We start from the raw sequence: 19,520 nt of genomic DNA, 5'->3' as shown, positions 1-19,520 counted from the left end.
ATGTACCAAGTGTTAATTGTGGATGACCATGAAATGATCCGCTTGGGCCTGAAAGAACATTTATTAAAAGGTGAGAAAATTTCCCATGTAAGTGATGCCGAAAATATATCAGAAGCTTTAAAACAAGTACAAGAACAATATTTTCACGTAATTATAATGGATGTAAGACTCAAAAGTGAAAGCGGAGTGCAAGGATGTCAAGAAGTCTTAGAATATAGCCCTGACAGTAAAGTTATAATGTTAACGGCATTTGACGATGATGATGCCCTGATTGAATCAATTTTAGCCGGTGCTTCAGGTTATTTAATGAAAGAAGTACGAATTAAATCCTTGGTTGAATCTGTGATCAAAGCTGCAGAAGGTGAACAAATAATGGATGCAAAAACTACGGAAAAAGTTCTTGAATATATGAGAAATAAAAATCCTAATCGGGAAAATCCTACTGATATATTAACAAATCGAGAAATGGATATTCTGGACTTAGTCGCTAAAGGCAAAACTAATAGTGAAATTGGTGAAGAGTTACACTTAAGTGAAAAAACTGTCAGAAACCAGCTGAGTAGAATTCTTAACAAACTGGATTTAAATAATCGGACTCAAGCAGCAGCTTATTATGTATCACAAATAAAAGAAGATAGTTAACAACTTGGTAAGCCGACCTTGAGTAACAAAGGTCGGTTTTTTTAACTTTAGAATCAGGGACAAATGTCCCTATCTAAGACGGATGAATACACCTATATTAGTTTTAATGAAATAGGTAAAATGGAATTAGTTTTGAGAAGCTTTGAACAAGGGGGAGCGTGACGCTTTTAATTTCTTTTAATTACTAGGTATCTTATTCAATTCATTTTAAGTAAGCTTTTGAGTACTTAAACACTAACTCCCAAAGCACTACAAAACTCTATTTAGAAAGGAGCGAAAAATTATGAAAAAACTTAAATTCAGTCTAGTTTTTGTCTTGGCTCTGTCTGCACTAGTTATTGTAGCGGGTTGTGCAGATACAGATGAGCCTGCAACGGAAGAAAGCAATGGGGAAGATGAACAGGAACAATCTTTAGAAGGTCGATACGTAGGTTATTCTTGGGAAGGAGAAGCTGATGGTCAAAGTTTCGATGAAGCCGGTAGGTATATTGAAACCATTTTGGAGTTAGACGAGGATGGAATTATTGAAGATGCTACCATGAGATATTTCCAAGAAATTGATGGTTATTGGACTACTCGTCAAAGTGGGAATGCTTATGTGGACGTTGATTTTTCTGTAGAACCTAAAGAAGCCACTCCCGGTGATGATTACCAAGAAGGACAATCCATGTTCACCGTTAACACTGCGAATATGATGAATTTTTATGCAACAGCCGTGGATGAAACTGGTGAAGTTGCCGTTACTATGGTAGATCCTGTTACTAGGTATCAGTTTGATTATAATTTCCCAGCAGATTTTGATTATGACACACCCATGAGTGAGATAACTGTTGACAGTGATTATTTTGTACCAACTGTAAGAACTTCTGGAGGCGGTGTTGAACAAGTAGAAGACTGGGAAGATTTTGCAGATAAGACCATCTTCAATATGCACGATATGTGGTCTCATGTTGTAAACGATACTGGTGAATTAGAAGGTATAGACGAAGATTCTAGTGTACGCGAATTTTTAGAAGCCTTTGAAATTGAGTTTGAAATAACCTGGCTCAGGAAAAATCAGTAGATTACGGATATTTCGGTTTAGGTGGCTGGGAAGGTAATTATGAAGCCATCGAAGATTATCTAATTGGAAAAGATGTCAATGAATTAAATTCTCTAGTAGACTGGGAGCAAGACAGATTAGCTGGCGCTATTAATGAAGATAACGAGTTTGGAGTCGACGTAGAATCTGGAGCTACCGGTACAGCTCAAGATTCCGTAGATGGAATTTCCGGTGCTACAGTTCGTATGTCAAGGGAAAGTACTTCCTTTCAGAGAGCTCTGGTAGAAGCAGGTATCCTAGATGAAGACGACGTTATCATTGGTCGATTCTAAATTAGTCAATTTTAAGTTGTAATAATAAAGCCTACCCTACTCCCTATTAGCTAGTTAAGGGAGAGGGTAGGCTTTATTTCTTAGTGCGCTTATATTATTTTAGTGTTGATAACTGAAAAAATTTTAAATTAATTATTAAATTATCCTGGGTAGACAGTACTCTTCAATTAATTTTTATTAGCTAATGGCAAAATAGTAGCTTTGGAAATAAAATTTATAGGAACAATTATTTTTTTATTTCTAACAAGAGTAAACGGCTCTGTAACCAGGTCAAACACAGGAAAAACATCATTTCCAAGAGTTCTGATCCTGACATAAGTGTCTTCAGGTATGCTAAAAGGTACTTCAAAACTTTTACGGACTTCCTCGGGTAACTCAAAAGTCACGATATTTTTGTCGGCTTGTTTCCATTCCGTGAACCGTCCTTCTGTTTCTTCGGCAGGTATGGCACCTTTATAAAGAGCCGCTTCCCATTTTCCAGTATAGCCAAATTTATTTGTACCAATATTCAAGGCAATGATGACTTTTGCTCTTCTGGGCTCAATTTCCCTTGGTATGCACAATACATCACCAGGACAGATAACTTCTAAATCTTCAATATGTCGATTGGCTTTTTTAAGTTCATGTAAAGAAATATCATAATGCTTGGCTATATCATAAATTGTATCCGTCTCTTGGACAGTATATCGCAAGGAATTACGAGGACAACGATATGGTTTGCGGGACATCTAATCCCCCCTTCCCCCGGTTTCATTAGATATCTGTATGTATAATATTACAATATGTGATATTGGACTAAATTTCTCTGATAAAACAAATTTTGTTATTTAATCATAGGGTAAAGAAGTCCCTCTAAAACTTTTAAAATGTCGTACTTTGAGTTAAAGAAAATTCCACCTGCCCTTGTATTAAGTGTTTTCACCATATTATCAAAATCCCTATTATCTAATGCACTCATACCTTGATATATGGTTTGTAATTTTGTTAATTGTCTCATCAAAGGAGAAATTAAAGAATCATAATTCTTCTGATTTATTACACTTTTCGCAGCATGTACTCCACTTGAAATTGCAAAAAATTGATCATAACCGAGCATAGGCATGACTGACCCTAAGCAATTTCCTGTTAACAGATAGTTTCCTATGCGACCTTTAGCTCCAGTAGAAGCATAGTTTACTATTCTAGAGAATTCCTTGACTTCCACTAAAGAAATTCCCGGAAACTTGTTATATAATAATTGAAGAAAATATTGCCAGCCTGTACTTATCGTACCCTTAGCTAAATACTTATTTAAATAGCCAATAGGAAAAGAAATTTTTAAATTGGCAAGCGAGTCATTCAGTGGTACAAGATAACCAAAAGATTTAGGAGCTATATTATGATTTTGAAAAATATGGATACGATTTTTATTGAATTCACCTGATATTAAAGCATCTTTATAGTATATTTCTTTATAATTTCCGGGAATTTTTATTTGATCAACCTGATTAGGATCTCCCGTGGCTATAATCACCTTATCAAATTCATGTTCAAGATCAGCCATAGTAAAAGAAGAATTATTTACAATTTCAGTATCTAAAAGATTGTAACCTAGTTGGCTTTCCAAAGAACTAGGATGATCTCCCCTAATTGTTATATACCCTAAGTGGCCTCTGACTACGGCTGTTTCTCGTTTAGAATGAAATACTAGTTCCGTTATGTTAGTTTTAGGATTTATGTATAAACCATGTTCTTCGGACAAATGGGAGATACTATCTTGTATTGGTCTGACAAATACTGAAATTAAAGTTTGGGCCCTGGGACTATAATCCGTCAAAGATTGCTTAGTTTCAAAAACTGTTGGGATTACACCATATTTTTCTAATACGTTAGCCGCCGATAAGCCAGCAAGTCCACCGCCTAATATGGCTATTTTCATTTTTGAACCCCCAATTGTACTTCAATGTGACTCATAAATTAATTACTGTTTTGAGATCTCATTATTTATTATTTGCTAATTTGTTCTAATTAAAACAAACCAGTAGCCGGGGATTTAATTGATCCCAGCTACTGGTTTAGAATGTTTATAGTCCGCTCTAAACTAGTTCATTTTAAGTTTACTTTAAGTTTTACTCTTGTGTTTGTTCGGTATTTCCAATCGTAACACTTCCACCTGCTTGTTGAATTAAGTCAATAAGCTGATCTAAGTTCTCTAAATCCTGCAGACTAATCACCAGGCAAATTCCGTCAGGTGAAGTAATTCTTAATGGGCCAATCTCAATAGCAGCTCCTGCAGGAATAAAGATTCTTATGATTGTTCCAGGCTCTCTAGGACATTCCTTGTCTGGTTTACGTCGATGCTCCCTTTCTGGTCTTTCGTCTCCTGAGCGTTCCCAAGCTGTCAAATTAATTCCCTCCATTTCCAAGGTTTAGTCCATCATATGCCAATATATAAACTTGTGCGCTTTATGAGAGCATTTTCTGGGAAATTAAAATTCCTTTAATAAGATTAAGCTATATTAAAGTAGAATGTTGATAAATGTAAAAATCAATTTCATAAAAAAAGCCTGCCATTAAGGCAGGCAAAGTCAGCTATCAAGAAGTTTCAGTTTTAGTATATTAAGCAATCATTTTTTGTGACATGGAAAAAGTCCCCCACATGATTGAAACTACACCAACAATTAAAAATACCACATTTAATGTAGTAAAGCCAAGAATGATTCCCAATAAAAATGGAGACAAAGTCATTCCTAAAAATCTCATGGTATTAAAAATTGCAACTACCGAGCCAATCAGGTCTTGAGGTGGTAACTTGGTGGCCCTGTTGTATATAGTAGGCGAAACAATCCCAAACCCTACTCCATATATGATAATACTTATGCTAAGTAAAAAACTCCCTGTAGGCCATAAAGGCATTAATAAAAAGGCAATACCTTTCAAAATAAATCCTATCGAAATTCTTTGCCACCAGGTCATAAAACGAGCTGCTAAATCCGCTCGAGAAGCAATTATGGCTGAAAACAGTCCTTGCATTGACAGGGCTAGTCCATTAAATATTTCTGCGAAACCGTGGACTGTCACTAAAAATATCGGGAAAAAGGTTACCAAAGCATATAAAAAAAAGTAGTTCATTAACGGTTGAAACATAATATTACGAATACTTTTATTTTTGAAAACTGTAAATAATGAATTAATATATTCTATAGGAGATTTGTGAGCAGTATTTTGATTAGTCTTATCACCTTGATTATTGTTATTATCACTACTAGAACCTGCATTAAAGTGAAACGGAGAGGTTTCAGGCAAAGTAAACAAGAAAAACAAGGCAAACACAAATCCGAGACCATAAACGGCAAACACAAAGCGCCAATCAAAGGACGCCAAAGCTCCACCCAGTGTAGGTATAACTGCTGCTCCGAGGGAAATTATCCCTGTTAAATAACCCATAATTTGTAGTCTTTTTTCTCCTGAGAACAAATCTCCAATAATAGTCATGGCAACTGGAATTAATCCAGCTATACCAATCCCCTGGATAAATCTTAAAATTAACACTACCCCAAAACTAGGGGCAAATATAATAGAAACTCCGGCAGCTCCATCAATTAGCAAACAAGCCAAAGCCACTCTTCGTCTACCAATTACATCTATTAAATATCCAATGAAAGGTAGACTTAAGGCTGCTGCTAAAGTATAAACACTTAGTATAAAGCCTTGCTGTCCTTCTGGTACCTCAAAAGCTCTACCAATGGTTGGAAGAGCGGGGGCTACTAAAGCGCCTCCCATGACACCAAAGGCTCCCATAGAAAGAATCATGACAATCATATAACCTGGTATATTCCCTTGAAGAGTGCGCATTCAATCACCTCTATTTTCTGACAATTACTGATAACATTACTTATGTATAACAGGACTTGTTTTTAGGCCTTCTAATTCAGAAAGTAATTCATCACGCCTGGCTTTGTTTTCAGATTGTTGTTCATATTCCTGAACAAGTTCTGTTAGCTGGTTCAGCTTATCTTGAGATAAAGCTCTTTTAGCATACTGAAATAAAGTGTCATCTTCTTTATCAATATGACGTTCTAGTAAATAAACATAGGCCATAACATTACCTACAATATCCAGTTTCGCTTCAGATTGCCCCTGTTCATAGTCTGCAATAGCATCTTCTAACTGTGACACATATAGTCTACCTAGATTATGTTCCGCTTCCATTCCACTAATTAAATTATGCTCAAGATCTCCCCCTTCTTCTTTCATGATTTCAAATAACATATCTTCCTCTTTTCCATGATGATGTTTGTCGGCAAAATTGCGAATAAAGTTTAAAGACCTCTTAAAAAAGTCAGTATTTATCTTACCTGTCTCGTTAATTATTTCAAGACAGCTCTGTCTTAGTAATTTTAACAGTTCTTTTATAGATTTGTGTTCTGTTGTCATTAACTCTAAAGCATCCATTTTTCTCCTCCTAGCCAATATACTTGTTTTTTCATACAATTCCCTTTTTCTTAAAAACTCATTCAGTGTTATAATTAATCAAAAGCTAATATCCATTGTATAAATTATATTATTTTTGTGGAGGTTTGTCATTCATGTCTATACTTTGGGGAATTGTTGCTTATCTCATAGGTGCATTTCCCTCGGCACAACTTTGGACTAAAATAAGTATTGGAGAAGATATAACCCGTCTTGGTAGTAAAAACCCTGGGGCTTTAAATACCCTAAGGAATGCAGGAACTATACCTGGTATTTTAACACTAATTTCTGATATGTTAAAAGGCTTTTTAGCAGTACTTCCCCCTTTAATTTTGGGGTTACCATACGAGTATTTATTTGTATTTGGTATTTTGGCCGCTATTGGACACAATTGGCCAATTTTTATGAAATTCAAGGGAGGTAAAGGATTTGCATCAACTGTTGGGTCTTTAGTTGCTATATCCTTGTCGGCTTTATTTATATTACTCTGTGTAATAATAATTTTTCTGTTTTTATTTAACAAAAACGCTAGCAAAGCTGTAGCTTTTGGAGTCTGGATTCTTCCCATTAGTACCACAGTTTTATTTGAAAGCTCTTCTATTCTACTGGTTTCATTAGTTTGGGCCATGGTATTATTTATTAAATATTTTCCGGATATTAAAAAATTCCCGGGTTAAGTTCAAAAATGTCACCCGGGAATTTATAATTAACTGTCCAAGATATAGTCTATCTTTGCTATCAGTTCTTCATTATCATTCCATATTATCACTTGCACATCAGCTTCAAGATCCGGCATAGATTCAGGCAGTCTTTTTGTAATTATAAAATGTTTTCTTTGAGTGTTTTTCTGCATTTTTTTAATAAGCTCTTGCAAAGAGGCAGCCCCTTCTAGATTAGCTACTATGTAAAACTGCTTATCTTGATATATAAAACTGGTCACAGGCGAATCTAGCTTTTGAATATCATACTTTTCATAGATCTTACTTAATATATATTGTTTTTTTAAATAACCTTTATTTGCTGAAACTCGATAAAAGCTAGCATCAATTGCATCGGCACCTTTTTCTGTTAAATAATAAAGGGTCCCCATCTTGCGAGCACTGGTCTCAGTTGCTATATAATATCTTTCTTTGTTTAAATACCTGGCGTTATATAAATCGCTTAATCTTTCAAAGGCGTAATTTTTGTTTTTAAAATGTCTTTTTTTGACAGCTTCTGAGAACAATCCCCGAAAGTGATGTAAATCTTTCAATACATCTCTATCACGTGAGGTTAAATTAGCCATCTCTTCACCTCACCTCTCATTAGACAAAGCTTTTTCACCAGTCATTAATTGTTCACATTTGGTTAACGCTTCATGTGCATCCTTGGCATAAGCATGACAACCAAACTTTTGGGCTAGTTCAGGATTTAGAGAAGCGCCTCCTCCGATCACCTTTACATCAATTCCTTCAGCTTGAAGCTGTTCTGTGACTTCTGCAATTTTTTTAATTGTGCTAGTCATCATGGCCGATAAACCCAGGATATCTGGTTTGATATCTTTGACTTCTGCTACAATTTCATTAGCTGGAAGATCAACACCTAAGTCATATATCTCAAATCCTCCGCTTTTCAATATAGTTCCTACAATTTTTTTGCCTATGTCATGTACATCACCTTCCACGGTAGCTAACATAATTTTTCCTTTACTATCTTCTTGGTGCTCCCCTACAAGTTTATTTAAGTAGTCAAAGGAAGGTTGCACTGTTTCTGCTGACAATAACAACTGGGGTAAGTAGATACTTTTATCGTTGTATAAATCACCAATCTCTTTCATAGCTTTTCCCAGCAGTTGCTGACTCACTTCCAAAGGAGTCATATCCTTTAAATAAGATTTCACCTGTGTTAATACTTTGTCGGAATTGCCTGTCAAAATGTCTTTTACCATCTGATCTTCAGTATCGATTGCTACATCTTCCCAAATTGTTTCTTTACCCATTAACATCAGTGATTTTTCCACAGTCTGGGTTACCAGTTGATCTGAAGTATCCATAATAGCGCTGTCTAATCCATTATAAATTGCCATGGAAACAAAGGCAGAGTTCAGTTGGGGTCTATCGGGCAATCCATGACTTAAATTTGATAAGCCTAGAGTTGTCTTGCACTCCATTTCCTGGGAAATAATTTTGATCAGCTCCAAAGTAGTTTTTGGGTCATGTTCAGTACCCACCGGTAAAACCAAGGGATCTACCATAATCCTGCTTTCATCAATACCTTTTGATTCTAAATATTCTAGGCCATATTTCAATTCATCCAATCGCTTTTGAATTGTTTTTTTAGGAGTACCTGACATAGCAAGCAAGACTAAAACTCCGCCGTATTTTTTCATTAAGTCAATGGCATTATCCAAGTCTTCTTTGTCACAGGATGACGAATTAATTATCGGCCTACCCGGATAAACCTGTAGTGCCTTTTCCAAGAGTACTGATGACTGAATATCCAAAGATAATGGTTTACATCCAAGGGAATCCAAGCCGTTGACAATTGTCTCCACATCTTCTAGTTCCACGTCCTCTTCCACACCTAAATTGAGATCAATCACATCACTACCTTCATTCATCTGGCTAAAGGCTTCATCATAAATCCTTGAAAAATCTTTATTATTAATTTCTTCTTGAAAGTTTTTCTTGGAGGCTGGATTAATTCGTTCACCAATTTTGACAAAATTATTGTCTAAATCAAGTTGATAAGTTCTTGATGATATCAAAGTTGGTATATCTTTGTGGATTTGAGATTGTTGCAATAACTTGCGGGACTTTTCCTTGCCTTTTAATTTAGAACAATAATTGTCAACATATTCGGGTGTGGTACCACAACACCCTCCTACAATAGCTACCATATCTAAATCAGAAATGGCATCAAGATAAAATGAAAATTCTTGAGGATCTTCACTATAACTCAGATCTAAGTCCGGATCTCCTGCATTAGGAGAAATGCTAAGTGGTTTGAGTGAATAGTAAGAAGCCTGTTTGACAAGATCCAACATATCTTTCGATTTGACTCCACAGTTCAAACCAATAATATCCACAGGTAGATCATTCATTAAAGTGACGTAAGATGGTACAGATGTACCAGTAATTGTTTTACCATCTTGTTCAAAACTCATACTAACTATCAGGGGTAAATCCTCATCTATTGAACGTATCCCTAATATAGCAGCTTTTAGCTCTTTAATATCCGTCATTGTTTCAATTTTTATTAGATCAACTCCACTTTCTATCAAATAACGACCTTGTTCCTGGAATACTTGTTGAGCTTTTGTAAAGGACAAATCACCTACGGGCTCGATAAATCGACCGGTAGATGATATATCACCTACTACCAAAACATCTCTATCAATATTTTCAGCTGACTCCTTGGCCAGCTCAACACCTCTGCTATTAATTTCTGCAACTTTATCCTCATATCCGGCATCTTTCAATTTTAATCTATTACCACCAAAAGTGTTTGTTAAAATTAAATCAGCACCAGCTGAGGCATAATCATAATGCACATTTTTTACCAAATCCTGATCTTGTAAATTTAAAATTTCCGCATTGCCTTCAAAACCTCTTCTTTGTAGTTCTGTACCATAGGAGCCATCGAGAAAGAGTAACTTCTCCAAAGTTTTATTAACTAGTTGATCTTTTAGTTTCAAGTCTGTTTTGATAGTTCCACCTCCCTGTTTACATTTGAATCAACTTGGTCAAGAATTTCTTCAACAGCTTCATGGCGATTCATCGTATAGAGATGCACTCCATCCACACCTCTTTCAAATAAATCGTTCACCTGTCTAACACAATAATCTAAGGATCTTTTTCTAAATTCTACTTCATCATCCCTGTAATTTTCCAAAGCATTTTCTAATTCTTTTGGTAATTTTACACCTGATAATTCAATGATTTTGTCCACGTATTTAGGACTAATCAAAGGCATGACACCTGCAGAAACTGGAGATTCCACCCCATTATTCCTGACATTTTCCATAAATTTAAAGAAATTATCGTTATTGAAAAACAGTTGGGTTAAGAAAAACTTTACACCCATTTTTTCTTTGATTTTCATAATCTCGATATCCTGCCCTGCATAACTAGATTCTTGATGACCTTCGGGGTAAGCGGCTCCCCCTATGCAGAAATTCGGAAAATCCCTTGAGATAACCTTGATCAAATCAGTTGCATGTAAAAAATCTCTCCAAACCAAGTCTGCTTTTGAAGGACTTTTCGGCAGATCTCCTCTTAAAGCCAAAATATTTTCAAAACCCTTGTTGTAAATTGTACCTAAATACGAATTAATCTCTTCAACGGGATAACCGATGGATGTAAAGTGAGGTAAAGACGTAATCCCTTTGTTTTTAACGTATTCGGAAATTTCTAAGCTACCATCACTATTGGTACCGCCAGCTCCGTAAGTCACACTTATAAAATCAGGTTTTAACCGAGCTAAATTATCAATTGTTTTTAATAAAGAATCAAAATCCTCTTTTGATTGATTTTTTTTCCTTTTGGGCGGAAATATCTCAAAGGAGACAACAGGTCCGTTACTTTGCGAAAAAATTTCGGATATCTTCATACAAAAACCACCTTCCCTTTTTGGTATTCTTGACTGCTATATCATTAAAACCGACTAGACAAATAGTACTTTTTCTTGGCTTTAAAATGCCATTATTTTCATTAACGGTTATATTAGTGAAATTTGCCATTTTTCCCAGCTGATAATTAACAGTAATGTCAATATCCTTAAAGCCTGGAGAAAACCTCCGACCACATTTATCTAAGTGAGTATTTACTAATTTCTCCACATGCCTGTTAATGATTTCCACACTCTCCGAATACCAGGAGTCAATAAAATAACTTTTAAATACTTCACCGGTTTGTGCACTCTTATTAATAAGTTGATCTGCTTGCAACCCCAATGTTGTAGCAAAAACAACAAATTTATTATACCCGTAATTACTGGTAATGATTTTAGGCAGTTTATCAGCTTCAAAGATTCTTAGCTCTAGACTTGGATCTGCGTAATTTAAACATTCTTTTTGCCAGGAAAAAAATTCATCTAGAAACTTTTGTTGATAAAAAATATCCATTTCAGAACTGACATCATACTTATGAGATAAGGCTTTAAATCTCCTAATTACTGCAGAATATAATGGAACTATTTTAGCTTTATCGCTAATCTGAATCAATTGGGACAGCTCCTTTTTATTATTTGTTTAATCTCGAAATTATAGTAACACCATTTGTAAAAACCTCCGGCCAAGCCGGCCGGAGGTTTTTAAATACTTTTGATTAGAATAACAGGTGTTCCGGCATCTGCTGAACCACTGACCAAATCGGCCAGGCTTGCTAGGATGTCTTCTATTTTCCTGGGTGTTGTCCCTTCAGTTTCTATCTCGTGATTTTTACCTTTTTTCTTTTCAGATTCTTTAGCAATAATTTCTTGGATCTCTTTTTCTGATTTCCCTTGATTATGATACATGTCGATGAGATATTTATATTTTACTCCTTCTCTCATATGTTGTCTTAATCCAGGAGTAGTTCCAAATGCCGGTTTAGGATCGGCCAGCTCGTAAATACCACTACTAGGATCTTTGTATGCACCATCTCCTCCAATAATTACTTCGATTTTTTTGCCGGTTGCATCTAAAATTTCTTTTTGTAGTTCACAGGCAAATTCATCTGCATTGTAAGGTGCAAGTTTTAATTTGTTATCCGAAGACATATTGCTGCCTAATAATCCCCATTCTGACCAAGATTCCTTGCTGCTATCATTAAACAAATCTTGAAGAGTACAAGTAATTACCTTGGATTCTAGTTTACTCCTATGTTCTTCCCTGGTGTGGATATCAGCACATAACACACCTTGAGGATGGTAATCCAATATCACACGGTAATCATTAGAAACAAATAACTCTGCTTCTGCTCCCTGCTCTGTGATAATATCTCGGTATAACTTAAGATAGTTAACATTCGTAATAGGATGTATACAATCTTCTTCCAATTCTTCTGCTTTGATTACATTGTATCCTTTATCTATAAGTGCTTGAGACTTTTCTGGAGGGATTAATTGATTTCCTACTTCATCGTCAGGATGAGAAAGCTGAACAATAATTTTTCCCCGGGGAACTGCTTTGGCAAGTCCTTCAAGAATTAGCGAAAATCTGTTACGACTCAAAATTGGAAATAACACTCCCAAAGTATCATTAGGCTTTAGATTTAATTTATCGGTGACTTCTTCAGCTATTTCCTCAGTAGTAATATAATTCTCTTGGGCCCTAGCAACTATTGATTCTGTCACACACAGAGCATCATTGTCTTCTAATAGCCCATCTTTGTTAATCTTCATAATTTCACTTTTAATCATACTCTTTAAATCCGAGCCCGGTAAGACAACTCCCATCTTGATTCCGAATGCACATGGTCCTACATATTCCGGTAAACTCACTTTTTTGGCCTCCTTATAACATTCTCATCTTTTTTTGGGATGAAAGAATCCTTAAATAGCCGTTTCTGCTAGATTTAAAATATCAAATAATTGTTCATCTCTTTTGGCCAAGTCAATATCTTCCGTGTCTATTCTAATCACTTTTGTTGACATATGATCTTGTTGTGTTAATAGTTTATCAACATGTTCTTGATATGCTTGGTATAATGGCCACCAGTAACCTTCTTTGGATAATTTCAACTCGTCAGATCTGCCTCTATCAACTATCCGACGCATAATCTCATCAAAGGAACAATTTAAAATTATCATGCATTTTGGTTCCTTGATATCTTCTTCCAGGCTATCATAAAAGTTTAAGTAATTGTCGTACTGTTTTTCACTTAAATAACCCATATTGTAATAAAGTTTTGCATAAACCGGATCACTATAAATACTTCTATCCAGAATATAATTTTCATGTTCAGATGCCACCGTATACTGTATATACCTGGTCATCAAAAAGTTTAACTGCATGGGATAACACCATTTAACATCATCGGCAAATCTGTACAAGAGATTATAGGGATCACGAAATTCTTCCGGCATAACTTCCAAATTTAACTCATTTGCCAAATGATTCACCAGGGTAGTTTTTCCCGAACCCGTCATACCATCGACTACAATTGGTACTTGACCCATGAAAATGCTCCCCCTTTCATTTATTTCAACCCTTAAATTTTTACTTTTGGGCTACTTGAATTATGAAGTCAGAATCGTATTTATCATAATCTTTTTTGAAGTCACCATAAGTTTCCACTTTTTCAAAACCGGCATCCAAAATATACTGGCTTAGATTATCAATTCTGATAGGATGTAGTGTCAGATAATATTTTTCATTTTCACTAAACTTGTAAGCAAATCTAACAAAATCGTCTTCGATAATTATAGGTTTAACTTCCACCTCATCTCCACAGTAATAATACTTATGTTTGCTACTATAACCCGTTTCCAAGATTGCATCATAATTTCTTTGATCTGCTACCAAAATGCCGCCTTTGTTGAGAACTTGATAAATTTGTTCCAAAGCGCGACGATAATAATCTTCATAGAACAAATGTGTCAATGCATTCCCCAAACAAATGACCGCATCATACTTTTCAGAAATTGTATTGGTAAGTTTTAACCAATCTGCCTTTTCAACTTCAAAATCCACATTGTATAGCTTGGCATTCTCTTTCGTTTTTGCCAACATAGCTTCTGATCCATCTGCAGCTTTAACATTAAAGCCAGCTTTTGCTAGATGAATTGAATGGAATCCTGTGCCACAGGCTATATCCAACACATTCTCTACCCCGTGATTATGCAATAGTTTTTCAAAAAAACTATCTTCACTTTGTCTTCTTTTTTCCCAGTCAATTATTTCATCCCATCTTTCCGACAACCCCTTGGCATATTCCTCTTTAAACTTTTCTTTGTAATTTTCAGTTGAGATATGAATCTCCCCCTTTTAAATATTTTTTATTCTTAAAATGAGCTTTTTACTCTACTTCACTCTACCGGTTATTAGGACGCTGACTCACAAACAATCCCCAACCCAACTTATTATCAGATGCCTTTTCTACCCAATATTTCAGGCCTTTTAATGTCATATCAATTCTGTCTTGAGGTATGTTCTTATCTTTCATAAGAAAATTTTTCTTATCATTTAAATTATCGTAAACAGATTGATAGGACTTTGCTAGATTCATATTACCCAGGTCTTGAATATCAATTACGTTAAAATTCGCATCTATTAAGGCCTTCTCATAAAAGTCAAAGGTAGCCAAATGAGGAACATTGATACGATTATATACAATCTTTGCTTCATCTTCAGTTAGTTCCGGAAGTTTTAAAATATCGGAAAATACAAACATTCCACCTGGTTTAATTACCCTGAAGCATTCTTCCAATAGTTCTTTTTTGTTAGGACTGTGTAACATAGAATCCTGACTAACTAAAATATCAAAATTCTTATCTGGAAAAGGCATATTGTTAAAGTCCCCATCAACTACATCAATTTTATGGTGAAGATTTTCTTGTTTATTTTTTTGCCTGGCGTATTCGTTTTCTTTTTCTGAAATATTTAAAGCTGTTACTTTTTCACAATTGGTATTCTTTACTATATAACGCGGTAGACCACAAAAACCACTGCCTATATCTAGAACATGATCTCCTTCTTTGACTTGCAATTTTGTAACAAGGTTTTCGTTAGCTTTTTGGGCAGCTTGATAGAAATCATCTGTATTATCAAAGATCCCTAAGTGGTGATTTTCACCTCCCCAGCACTCTTTATAAATTTCGTGAGCTGTACTGTTGTAATAATCTTTGGCTATTTGCGCGTACTCGTTAGTAGTCATAAACTTACCTCCTTTTGAAATAATTCTGCTATAAAAGGTTTTAACAGAATGAATTTTTGAAACAGTAACTAAACTGTTTCAATATAATTTCTTTAACACCGCACTTGTTAATAGTACGGTTAAAATTATTAAATATCAAACTTGATAAAACCGGATATATAAGCATTATTTTGTATATATTGTTAGATATCTAATATATATGGATATTTCTAACAATCATAGGGTTACATGGTGACCTTACACCCCTACTTGTTTCTTGAAAGGATTTCTATCTATGTTATACTTGCTACTGAATGTTGCGGGGCCTCGCGAAAGTTGTCGATACTATTCAATTATTGCGTTATTATTTTCAGTATTTTTACTGACTAACGTCGTTGTTAAATCTATCTCATAAAAAATTAGTATCAGTTTAGGTTAGCAGTACTTTAACTACTGAAAGTAGTTACCTTGAAAGTGGCACCTGTAAAGTAACAGTTACAAAAACTTATTCTAGGAGGTGGATTTTTTGGCAGTTGAAAAAACTTCGGAAATTAAAGCCAAAGAAGAAAATAAGAATTTAATTACTTCTGAATCGGTGACTGAGGGACATCCAGATAAGATATGTGATCAAATTTCAGATGCAGTCTTAGATGCCTTATTGGAGGAGGATCCAGAATCTAGAGTTGCTTGTGAGACTGCTGTCACTACTGGACAAGTGAATGTATTCGGTGAAATCACCACTAAGGCTAATGTGGACATAAGTAATGTGGTTAGAGAAACTCTTAAAGATATAGGTTACACCAAAGCTAAATACGGATTCGACTGCGATACATGTGGAGTTTCTGTTTCAATTGATGAACAATCTCCTGATATTGCAATGGGTGTGGATGGCGAAGATAAAAATGATGTTGGTGCTGGTGATCAAGGCATGATGTATGGTTATGCCACTGACGAAACTGAAGAATTCATGCCTATGCCAATCATGCTTGCTCACAGGCTATCTAGGAAGCTATCAGAAGCTAGAAGAAATGGAGAGATTTCTTATCTACGTCCTGATGGAAAAACACAGGTGACTGTGGAATATGAAAACAATCAACCTAGCGCAATTTCTAATATCTTAATTTCCGCTCAACATCCAGAAGAAGTTGATAATGAAACTATCGAAAATGATTTGATTGAAAAAATTATCAAAAGAAATGTCCCTGAAAACTTAATAACTGATGAAACCGAGTTTTTAATTAATCCTACTGGAAGGTTTGTAGTTGGTGGCCCTCAAGGGGATGCAGGGGTTACAGGAAGGAAAATAGTTGTCGATACCTATGGTGGTATTGGCAGAATTGGAGGAGGTGCCTTCTCCGGAAAGGATCCATCTAAGGTAGACCGTTCAGCAGCTTATGCGGCTAGATATGCTGCCAAAAATGTTGTAGCTGCTGGATTAGCAAATAGATGTGAAGTATCAGTTGCATATTCCATCGGTGTAGCCAAACCGGTATCCTTATGGGTGAATACCTTTGGAACAGGAAAAGTTTCTGAAGAAAAACTATCCAATTGGTTGCAAGAAAGCTTTGACTGGCGTCCAGCTGCCATTATAGATAGATTCGAGTTAAAACGTCCTATTTACAGACAAACTGCTGCATACGGACATTTTGGCAGAAACGATTTAAATTTACCTTGGGAAAAGCTGGATATGGTCAAAGATTTAAAAAATAAAGAGTCTGTTAAGTTGTTATGAAAAATAAGCTCACTTGCTCGCAAGATTTCAAAAGATTTGGCAGTCAAGCGGCATTATTACTATGTAAAAGCCAAAAAGTCCTATTACGATTAGAGTAATTAATCCCAGCAACTTGAGCAGGAGTAGACTGATTCAAAACATTGCTTGTCCTAACAAAGTTAAAAGCAAACACAAATACCGCAATCAACTTGTTGGCTGACTGGAAAGAAGCAAATCCTCTGCGTTGCTTAACCCAGCTTTTGAAAATCTGAAAAAAAGATTCAATTAAGTTATTAGAGATATCATCTTGAAAAGACTTGACTCTGATGTGATTAGAGTTTGGAAACAGAACTTTAATTGGAGCATTGTAAGCCCAATATCTATCTGTGACGATACTATGAGGTCGTCCAAAATGTTTCTTAGCATAGTTCAGCACTTTAAAAGCAGCCTGGCTATCTCTGTAAGGAGATAGATGAAATGCAAGTACAAATCTAGTTTCAGCATCAATAACAGTCCAGGCGTAGAATCTTTGGCCTTTAATTTTAATTACAGTTTCGTCAACATGCCACTCATCAGAAGAGTCTAGATCAATAGGTTTAAGATATCTAGAGATATAAAGAAAAAGAGGTGCAAACTTTTTAGTCCAGTCAGCAATAGTAACATGAGACACTTTAATTCCTTCACAATCAAGAAGGAATTGAGAGACACCTCTAGTAGAGCTGCCATTAATGAAGTACAGGTAAAGAGCTCGAATAATAGTATGAAGAGGATGTCTCATGTTAGAGAAGTCTACTTTGCCGTTAATATCAAGTTGCGAAGGTTCAGGAATACTTTGAGGTTTAGGGACATAGAAAGAATGATTACAGCTTTTGTCACAACACCTCAAATTAGAATAAAATTCATAGTCGTGATGTAAAAATGTAGCTTTCCCGCATTTAGGGCAAGAGGGATATTTGCGAGGCATATTAGGGCCTCTTTTATCCCCGCCTTTAGAAAGTGTCTTAGGTGCAAACTGACTAAAACATTCTTGACATTGATACTTTTGATGACCATGATTATCAAAACCAAACTTATAAAACTTGTCAGAGCAGTTGTTATTGCATCTAGGGCATACAACTTTAGTCATGAATCAGTCTCCTTTCTCCCGGAGGGTTTTGATTTCTGTCTAAAACTATCTTAACTCCGGGACGGAGACTGATTCAAATATCATATAACTTAACAGAACTAAAATAAATGGAAGGAGGAGAAGTAGTATTATGGCTACAGTAAAAACTAGTAACAATTTAGTTGAACAAGGTGAAAACAAAATAACTTGGGCAAGAAACAAAATGCCTGTCTTACAGAGTATTTCTGAACGCTGGAAGGAAAACCAACCTCTAAAAGGTGTTAGGGTTAGTGCATGCTTGCACGTAACACCTAAAACCGCTAATTTGTTAATCACTCTAAAAGATGGAGGTGCTGAAGTAGCACTGTGTGGTTCTAATCCTCTTAGTACTCAAGATGATGTGGTTGCTGCTTTAAATGAAGTATATCAAGTGCCAACTCATGCCAAACGAGGTGAAGGTAAAGAAGACTTTTACAATCGAATTTTAGAAGTCTTAGATATTAAACCACACATCACAGTTGATGATGGTGCAGACTTAATCAACACATTACACAGTGAAAGAAGAGAACTGCTTGATAACATTTCTGGAGGTACTGAAGAAACTACAACTGGTGTCACTCGTTTAAAAGCTATGGCCAGAGACAATTATCTACAGTATCCAGTGATCGCAGTGAACGATGCCATGACAAAACACATGTTTGACAACCGCTACGGTACTGGCCAGTCAACTATAGATGGTATCATGAGAGCCACCAATTATTTAATGGCAGGTACCAGTTTTGTTGTAGTTGGCTACGGCTGGTGCGGCCGTGGTGTTGCCAAAGATGCTAGTGGGCTTGGCGCTAGAGTGACAGTAGTGGAAGTAGATCCTGTGAGAGCTTTAGAAGCTTCACTGGATGGCTTTGAAGTTAAAAGTATGGAGGAAGCTGCTAAGAATGCAGACTTTGTCGTAACTACTACTGGTAATAAAAATGTAGTTGATAAACATCATTTAGAAAACATTAAAGACGGCTGCATCCTATCGAATTCTGGTCATTTCAATGTTGAAATCAATTTAGAATCACTGGAGAAAATGTCTAAAACAAAACGAACAGTACGTCCTGATGTTGAAGAATACCAGTTGAAAGATGGTCGGAAAGTATATGTTATTGGTGAAGGAAGGCTAGTTAATCTATCTGCTGGAGAAGGACACCCGGCAGACGTTATGGACATGAGCTTTTCCAACCAGGCCTTATCAGTAGAATACCTGGCTAATGAAAAAACGAACCTTAAAAACGATGTATATCCTGTACCAAAACATTTAGACGAAGGTATAGCCGAGTTAAAACTTAAATGTATGGGAATGGAACTTGAACAGCTAACGGAAGAACAAAAAGAGTATCTAAACTCCTGGGATGTTGGGACTTAATTAACCACCAAA

At 35.7% G+C, this 19,520-nt stretch carries 19 protein-coding genes; 5 read left to right on the top strand and 14 right to left on the bottom strand.

Annotated features, from left to right (window positions below; translation table 11 throughout):
* Positions 1-642, top strand: a complete 642-nt coding sequence (locus NTHER_RS03600; RefSeq protein WP_012447168.1) for a response regulator — start codon at positions 1-3, stop codon at positions 640-642.
* 283 nt (positions 643-925) lie between these two features.
* Positions 926-1,705 (top strand): hypothetical protein, encoded by a 780-nt coding sequence (locus tag NTHER_RS03595; protein ID WP_202943866.1) that lies wholly within the window; start codon positions 926-928, stop codon positions 1,703-1,705.
* A gap of 478 nt (positions 1,706-2,183) precedes the next feature.
* Here the strand turns inward: NTHER_RS03595 and NTHER_RS03590 are convergent, their stop codons facing one another.
* From NTHER_RS03590 to NTHER_RS03570, 5 genes are all read right to left on the bottom strand, one after another.
* Positions 2,184-2,744, bottom strand: a complete 561-nt coding sequence (locus NTHER_RS03590; RefSeq protein WP_012447166.1) for a LysM peptidoglycan-binding domain-containing protein — start codon at positions 2,742-2,744, stop codon at positions 2,184-2,186.
* Between the two features lie 95 nt (positions 2,745-2,839).
* Positions 2,840-3,934, bottom strand: a complete 1,095-nt coding sequence (locus tag NTHER_RS03585; RefSeq protein WP_012447165.1) for an FAD-dependent monooxygenase — start codon at positions 3,932-3,934, stop codon at positions 2,840-2,842.
* Positions 3,935-4,124: 190 nt separating this feature from the next.
* The gene (locus tag NTHER_RS03580) at positions 4,125-4,400 is read right to left on the bottom strand and encodes a hypothetical protein (protein WP_012447164.1); all 276 of its coding nucleotides are present in this window, start codon (positions 4,398-4,400) and stop codon (positions 4,125-4,127) included.
* Between the two features lie 214 nt (positions 4,401-4,614).
* Positions 4,615-5,850, bottom strand: coding sequence for an MFS transporter (locus NTHER_RS03575; RefSeq protein WP_012447163.1), 1,236 nt, complete (start codon positions 5,848-5,850; stop codon positions 4,615-4,617).
* A gap of 36 nt (positions 5,851-5,886) precedes the next feature.
* Positions 5,887-6,450 (bottom strand): hemerythrin domain-containing protein, encoded by a 564-nt coding sequence (locus tag NTHER_RS03570; protein ID WP_012447162.1) that lies wholly within the window; start codon positions 6,448-6,450, stop codon positions 5,887-5,889.
* A 134-nt stretch (positions 6,451-6,584) separates the two neighbouring features.
* Between NTHER_RS03570 and NTHER_RS03565 the strand changes: the two genes are divergently transcribed.
* Positions 6,585-7,145, top strand: a complete 561-nt coding sequence (locus NTHER_RS03565; RefSeq protein WP_012447161.1) for a glycerol-3-phosphate acyltransferase — start codon at positions 6,585-6,587, stop codon at positions 7,143-7,145.
* Positions 7,146-7,174: 29 nt separating this feature from the next.
* On the opposite strand, the gene NTHER_RS03560 is transcribed toward NTHER_RS03565, so the two are convergent.
* The 8 genes from NTHER_RS03560 to NTHER_RS03525 all read right to left on the bottom strand — a co-directional run bounded on the left by NTHER_RS03560 (position 7,175) and on the right by NTHER_RS03525 (position 15,305).
* Positions 7,175-7,753 (bottom strand): replication-relaxation family protein, encoded by a 579-nt coding sequence (locus NTHER_RS03560; RefSeq protein WP_012447160.1) that lies wholly within the window; start codon positions 7,751-7,753, stop codon positions 7,175-7,177.
* Positions 7,754-7,762: 9 nt separating this feature from the next.
* Positions 7,763-10,144: a homocysteine S-methyltransferase family protein gene (locus NTHER_RS03555; RefSeq protein ID WP_012447159.1), complete on the bottom strand. Its 2,382-nt coding sequence runs from the start codon at positions 10,142-10,144 to the stop codon at positions 7,763-7,765.
* Positions 10,141-11,058 carry a methylenetetrahydrofolate reductase gene (locus NTHER_RS03550; RefSeq protein ID WP_012447158.1) on the bottom strand — a complete coding sequence of 306 codons (918 nt, stop codon included), beginning with the start codon at positions 11,056-11,058 and terminating at the stop codon, positions 10,141-10,143. Before NTHER_RS03550 ends, NTHER_RS03555 begins: the two co-directional genes overlap by 4 nt.
* Positions 11,027-11,671: a hypothetical protein gene (locus tag NTHER_RS03545; RefSeq protein WP_012447157.1), complete on the bottom strand. Its 645-nt coding sequence runs from the start codon at positions 11,669-11,671 to the stop codon at positions 11,027-11,029. Before NTHER_RS03545 ends, NTHER_RS03550 begins: the two co-directional genes overlap by 32 nt.
* An 89-nt stretch (positions 11,672-11,760) precedes the next feature.
* The gene (locus NTHER_RS03540) at positions 11,761-12,930 is read right to left on the bottom strand and encodes a coenzyme F420-0:L-glutamate ligase (RefSeq protein WP_012447156.1); all 1,170 of its coding nucleotides are present in this window, start codon (positions 12,928-12,930) and stop codon (positions 11,761-11,763) included.
* Positions 12,931-12,981: 51 nt separating this feature from the next.
* Positions 12,982-13,608, bottom strand: a complete 627-nt coding sequence (locus NTHER_RS03535; protein ID WP_012447155.1) for a deoxynucleoside kinase — start codon at positions 13,606-13,608, stop codon at positions 12,982-12,984.
* Positions 13,609-13,648: 40 nt separating this feature from the next.
* Positions 13,649-14,350: a class I SAM-dependent methyltransferase gene (locus NTHER_RS03530; protein WP_012447154.1), complete on the bottom strand. Its 702-nt coding sequence runs from the start codon at positions 14,348-14,350 to the stop codon at positions 13,649-13,651.
* 112 nt (positions 14,351-14,462) lie between these two features.
* The gene (locus NTHER_RS03525; protein WP_012447153.1) at positions 14,463-15,305 is read right to left on the bottom strand and encodes an SAM-dependent methyltransferase; all 843 of its coding nucleotides are present in this window, start codon (positions 15,303-15,305) and stop codon (positions 14,463-14,465) included.
* Between the two features lie 505 nt (positions 15,306-15,810).
* On the opposite strand from NTHER_RS03525, the gene metK reads away from it, so the two are divergent.
* Positions 15,811-17,016: a methionine adenosyltransferase gene (metK, locus tag NTHER_RS03520; RefSeq protein ID WP_012447152.1), complete on the top strand. Its 1,206-nt coding sequence runs from the start codon at positions 15,811-15,813 to the stop codon at positions 17,014-17,016.
* Positions 17,017-17,059: 43 nt separating this feature from the next.
* Here the strand turns inward: metK and NTHER_RS03515 are convergent, their stop codons facing one another.
* Entirely contained in the window at positions 17,060-18,121 is a 1,062-nt protein-coding gene (locus tag NTHER_RS03515; RefSeq protein WP_012447151.1) for an IS6-like element ISNth1 family transposase, read from the bottom strand.
* 130 nt (positions 18,122-18,251) lie between these two features.
* Between NTHER_RS03515 and NTHER_RS03510 the strand changes: the two genes are divergently transcribed.
* The gene (locus NTHER_RS03510) at positions 18,252-19,508 is read left to right on the top strand and encodes an adenosylhomocysteinase (protein ID WP_012447150.1); all 1,257 of its coding nucleotides are present in this window, start codon (positions 18,252-18,254) and stop codon (positions 19,506-19,508) included.
* The last annotated feature ends 12 nt before the right edge of the window (positions 19,509-19,520 follow it).

The organism is Natranaerobius thermophilus JW/NM-WN-LF (genome assembly GCF_000020005.1).
Classification (GTDB): Bacteria; Bacillota; Natranaerobiia; order Natranaerobiales; family Natranaerobiaceae; genus Natranaerobius; species Natranaerobius thermophilus.
The sequence above is the reverse complement of the archived record's forward strand: the minus strand, read 5'-3'. Positions and strand labels throughout refer to the sequence as shown.

Bases quoted from the DNA above. Each gene is read 5' to 3' on its own strand.
- NTHER_RS03590 (WP_012447166.1), bottom strand. From the start codon at position 2,744: ATGTCCCGCAAACCATATCGTTGTCCTCGTAATTCCTTGCGATATACT.
- NTHER_RS03525 (WP_012447153.1), bottom strand. From the start codon at position 15,305: ATGACTACTAACGAGTACGCGCAAATAGCCAAAGATTATTACAACAGT.
- NTHER_RS03515 (WP_012447151.1), bottom strand. From the start codon at position 18,121: ATGACTAAAGTTGTATGCCCTAGATGCAATAACAACTGCTCTGACAAG.
- NTHER_RS03550 (WP_012447158.1), bottom strand. From the start codon at position 11,058: ATGAAGATATCCGAAATTTTTTCGCAAAGTAACGGACCTGTTGTCTCC.
- NTHER_RS03585 (WP_012447165.1), bottom strand. From the start codon at position 3,934: ATGAAAATAGCCATATTAGGCGGTGGACTTGCTGGCTTATCGGCGGCT.
- NTHER_RS03535 (WP_012447155.1), bottom strand. From the start codon at position 13,608: ATGGGTCAAGTACCAATTGTAGTCGATGGTATGACGGGTTCGGGAAAA.
- NTHER_RS03510 (WP_012447150.1), top strand. From the start codon at position 18,252: ATGGCTACAGTAAAAACTAGTAACAATTTAGTTGAACAAGGTGAAAAC.
- NTHER_RS03600 (WP_012447168.1), top strand. From the start codon at position 1: ATGTACCAAGTGTTAATTGTGGATGACCATGAAATGATCCGCTTGGGC.
- NTHER_RS03565 (WP_012447161.1), top strand. From the start codon at position 6,585: ATGTCTATACTTTGGGGAATTGTTGCTTATCTCATAGGTGCATTTCCC.
- NTHER_RS03570 (WP_012447162.1), bottom strand. From the start codon at position 6,450: ATGGATGCTTTAGAGTTAATGACAACAGAACACAAATCTATAAAAGAA.
- NTHER_RS03595 (WP_202943866.1), top strand. From the start codon at position 926: ATGAAAAAACTTAAATTCAGTCTAGTTTTTGTCTTGGCTCTGTCTGCA.
- NTHER_RS03575 (WP_012447163.1), bottom strand. From the start codon at position 5,850: ATGCGCACTCTTCAAGGGAATATACCAGGTTATATGATTGTCATGATT.
- NTHER_RS03560 (WP_012447160.1), bottom strand. From the start codon at position 7,753: ATGGCTAATTTAACCTCACGTGATAGAGATGTATTGAAAGATTTACAT.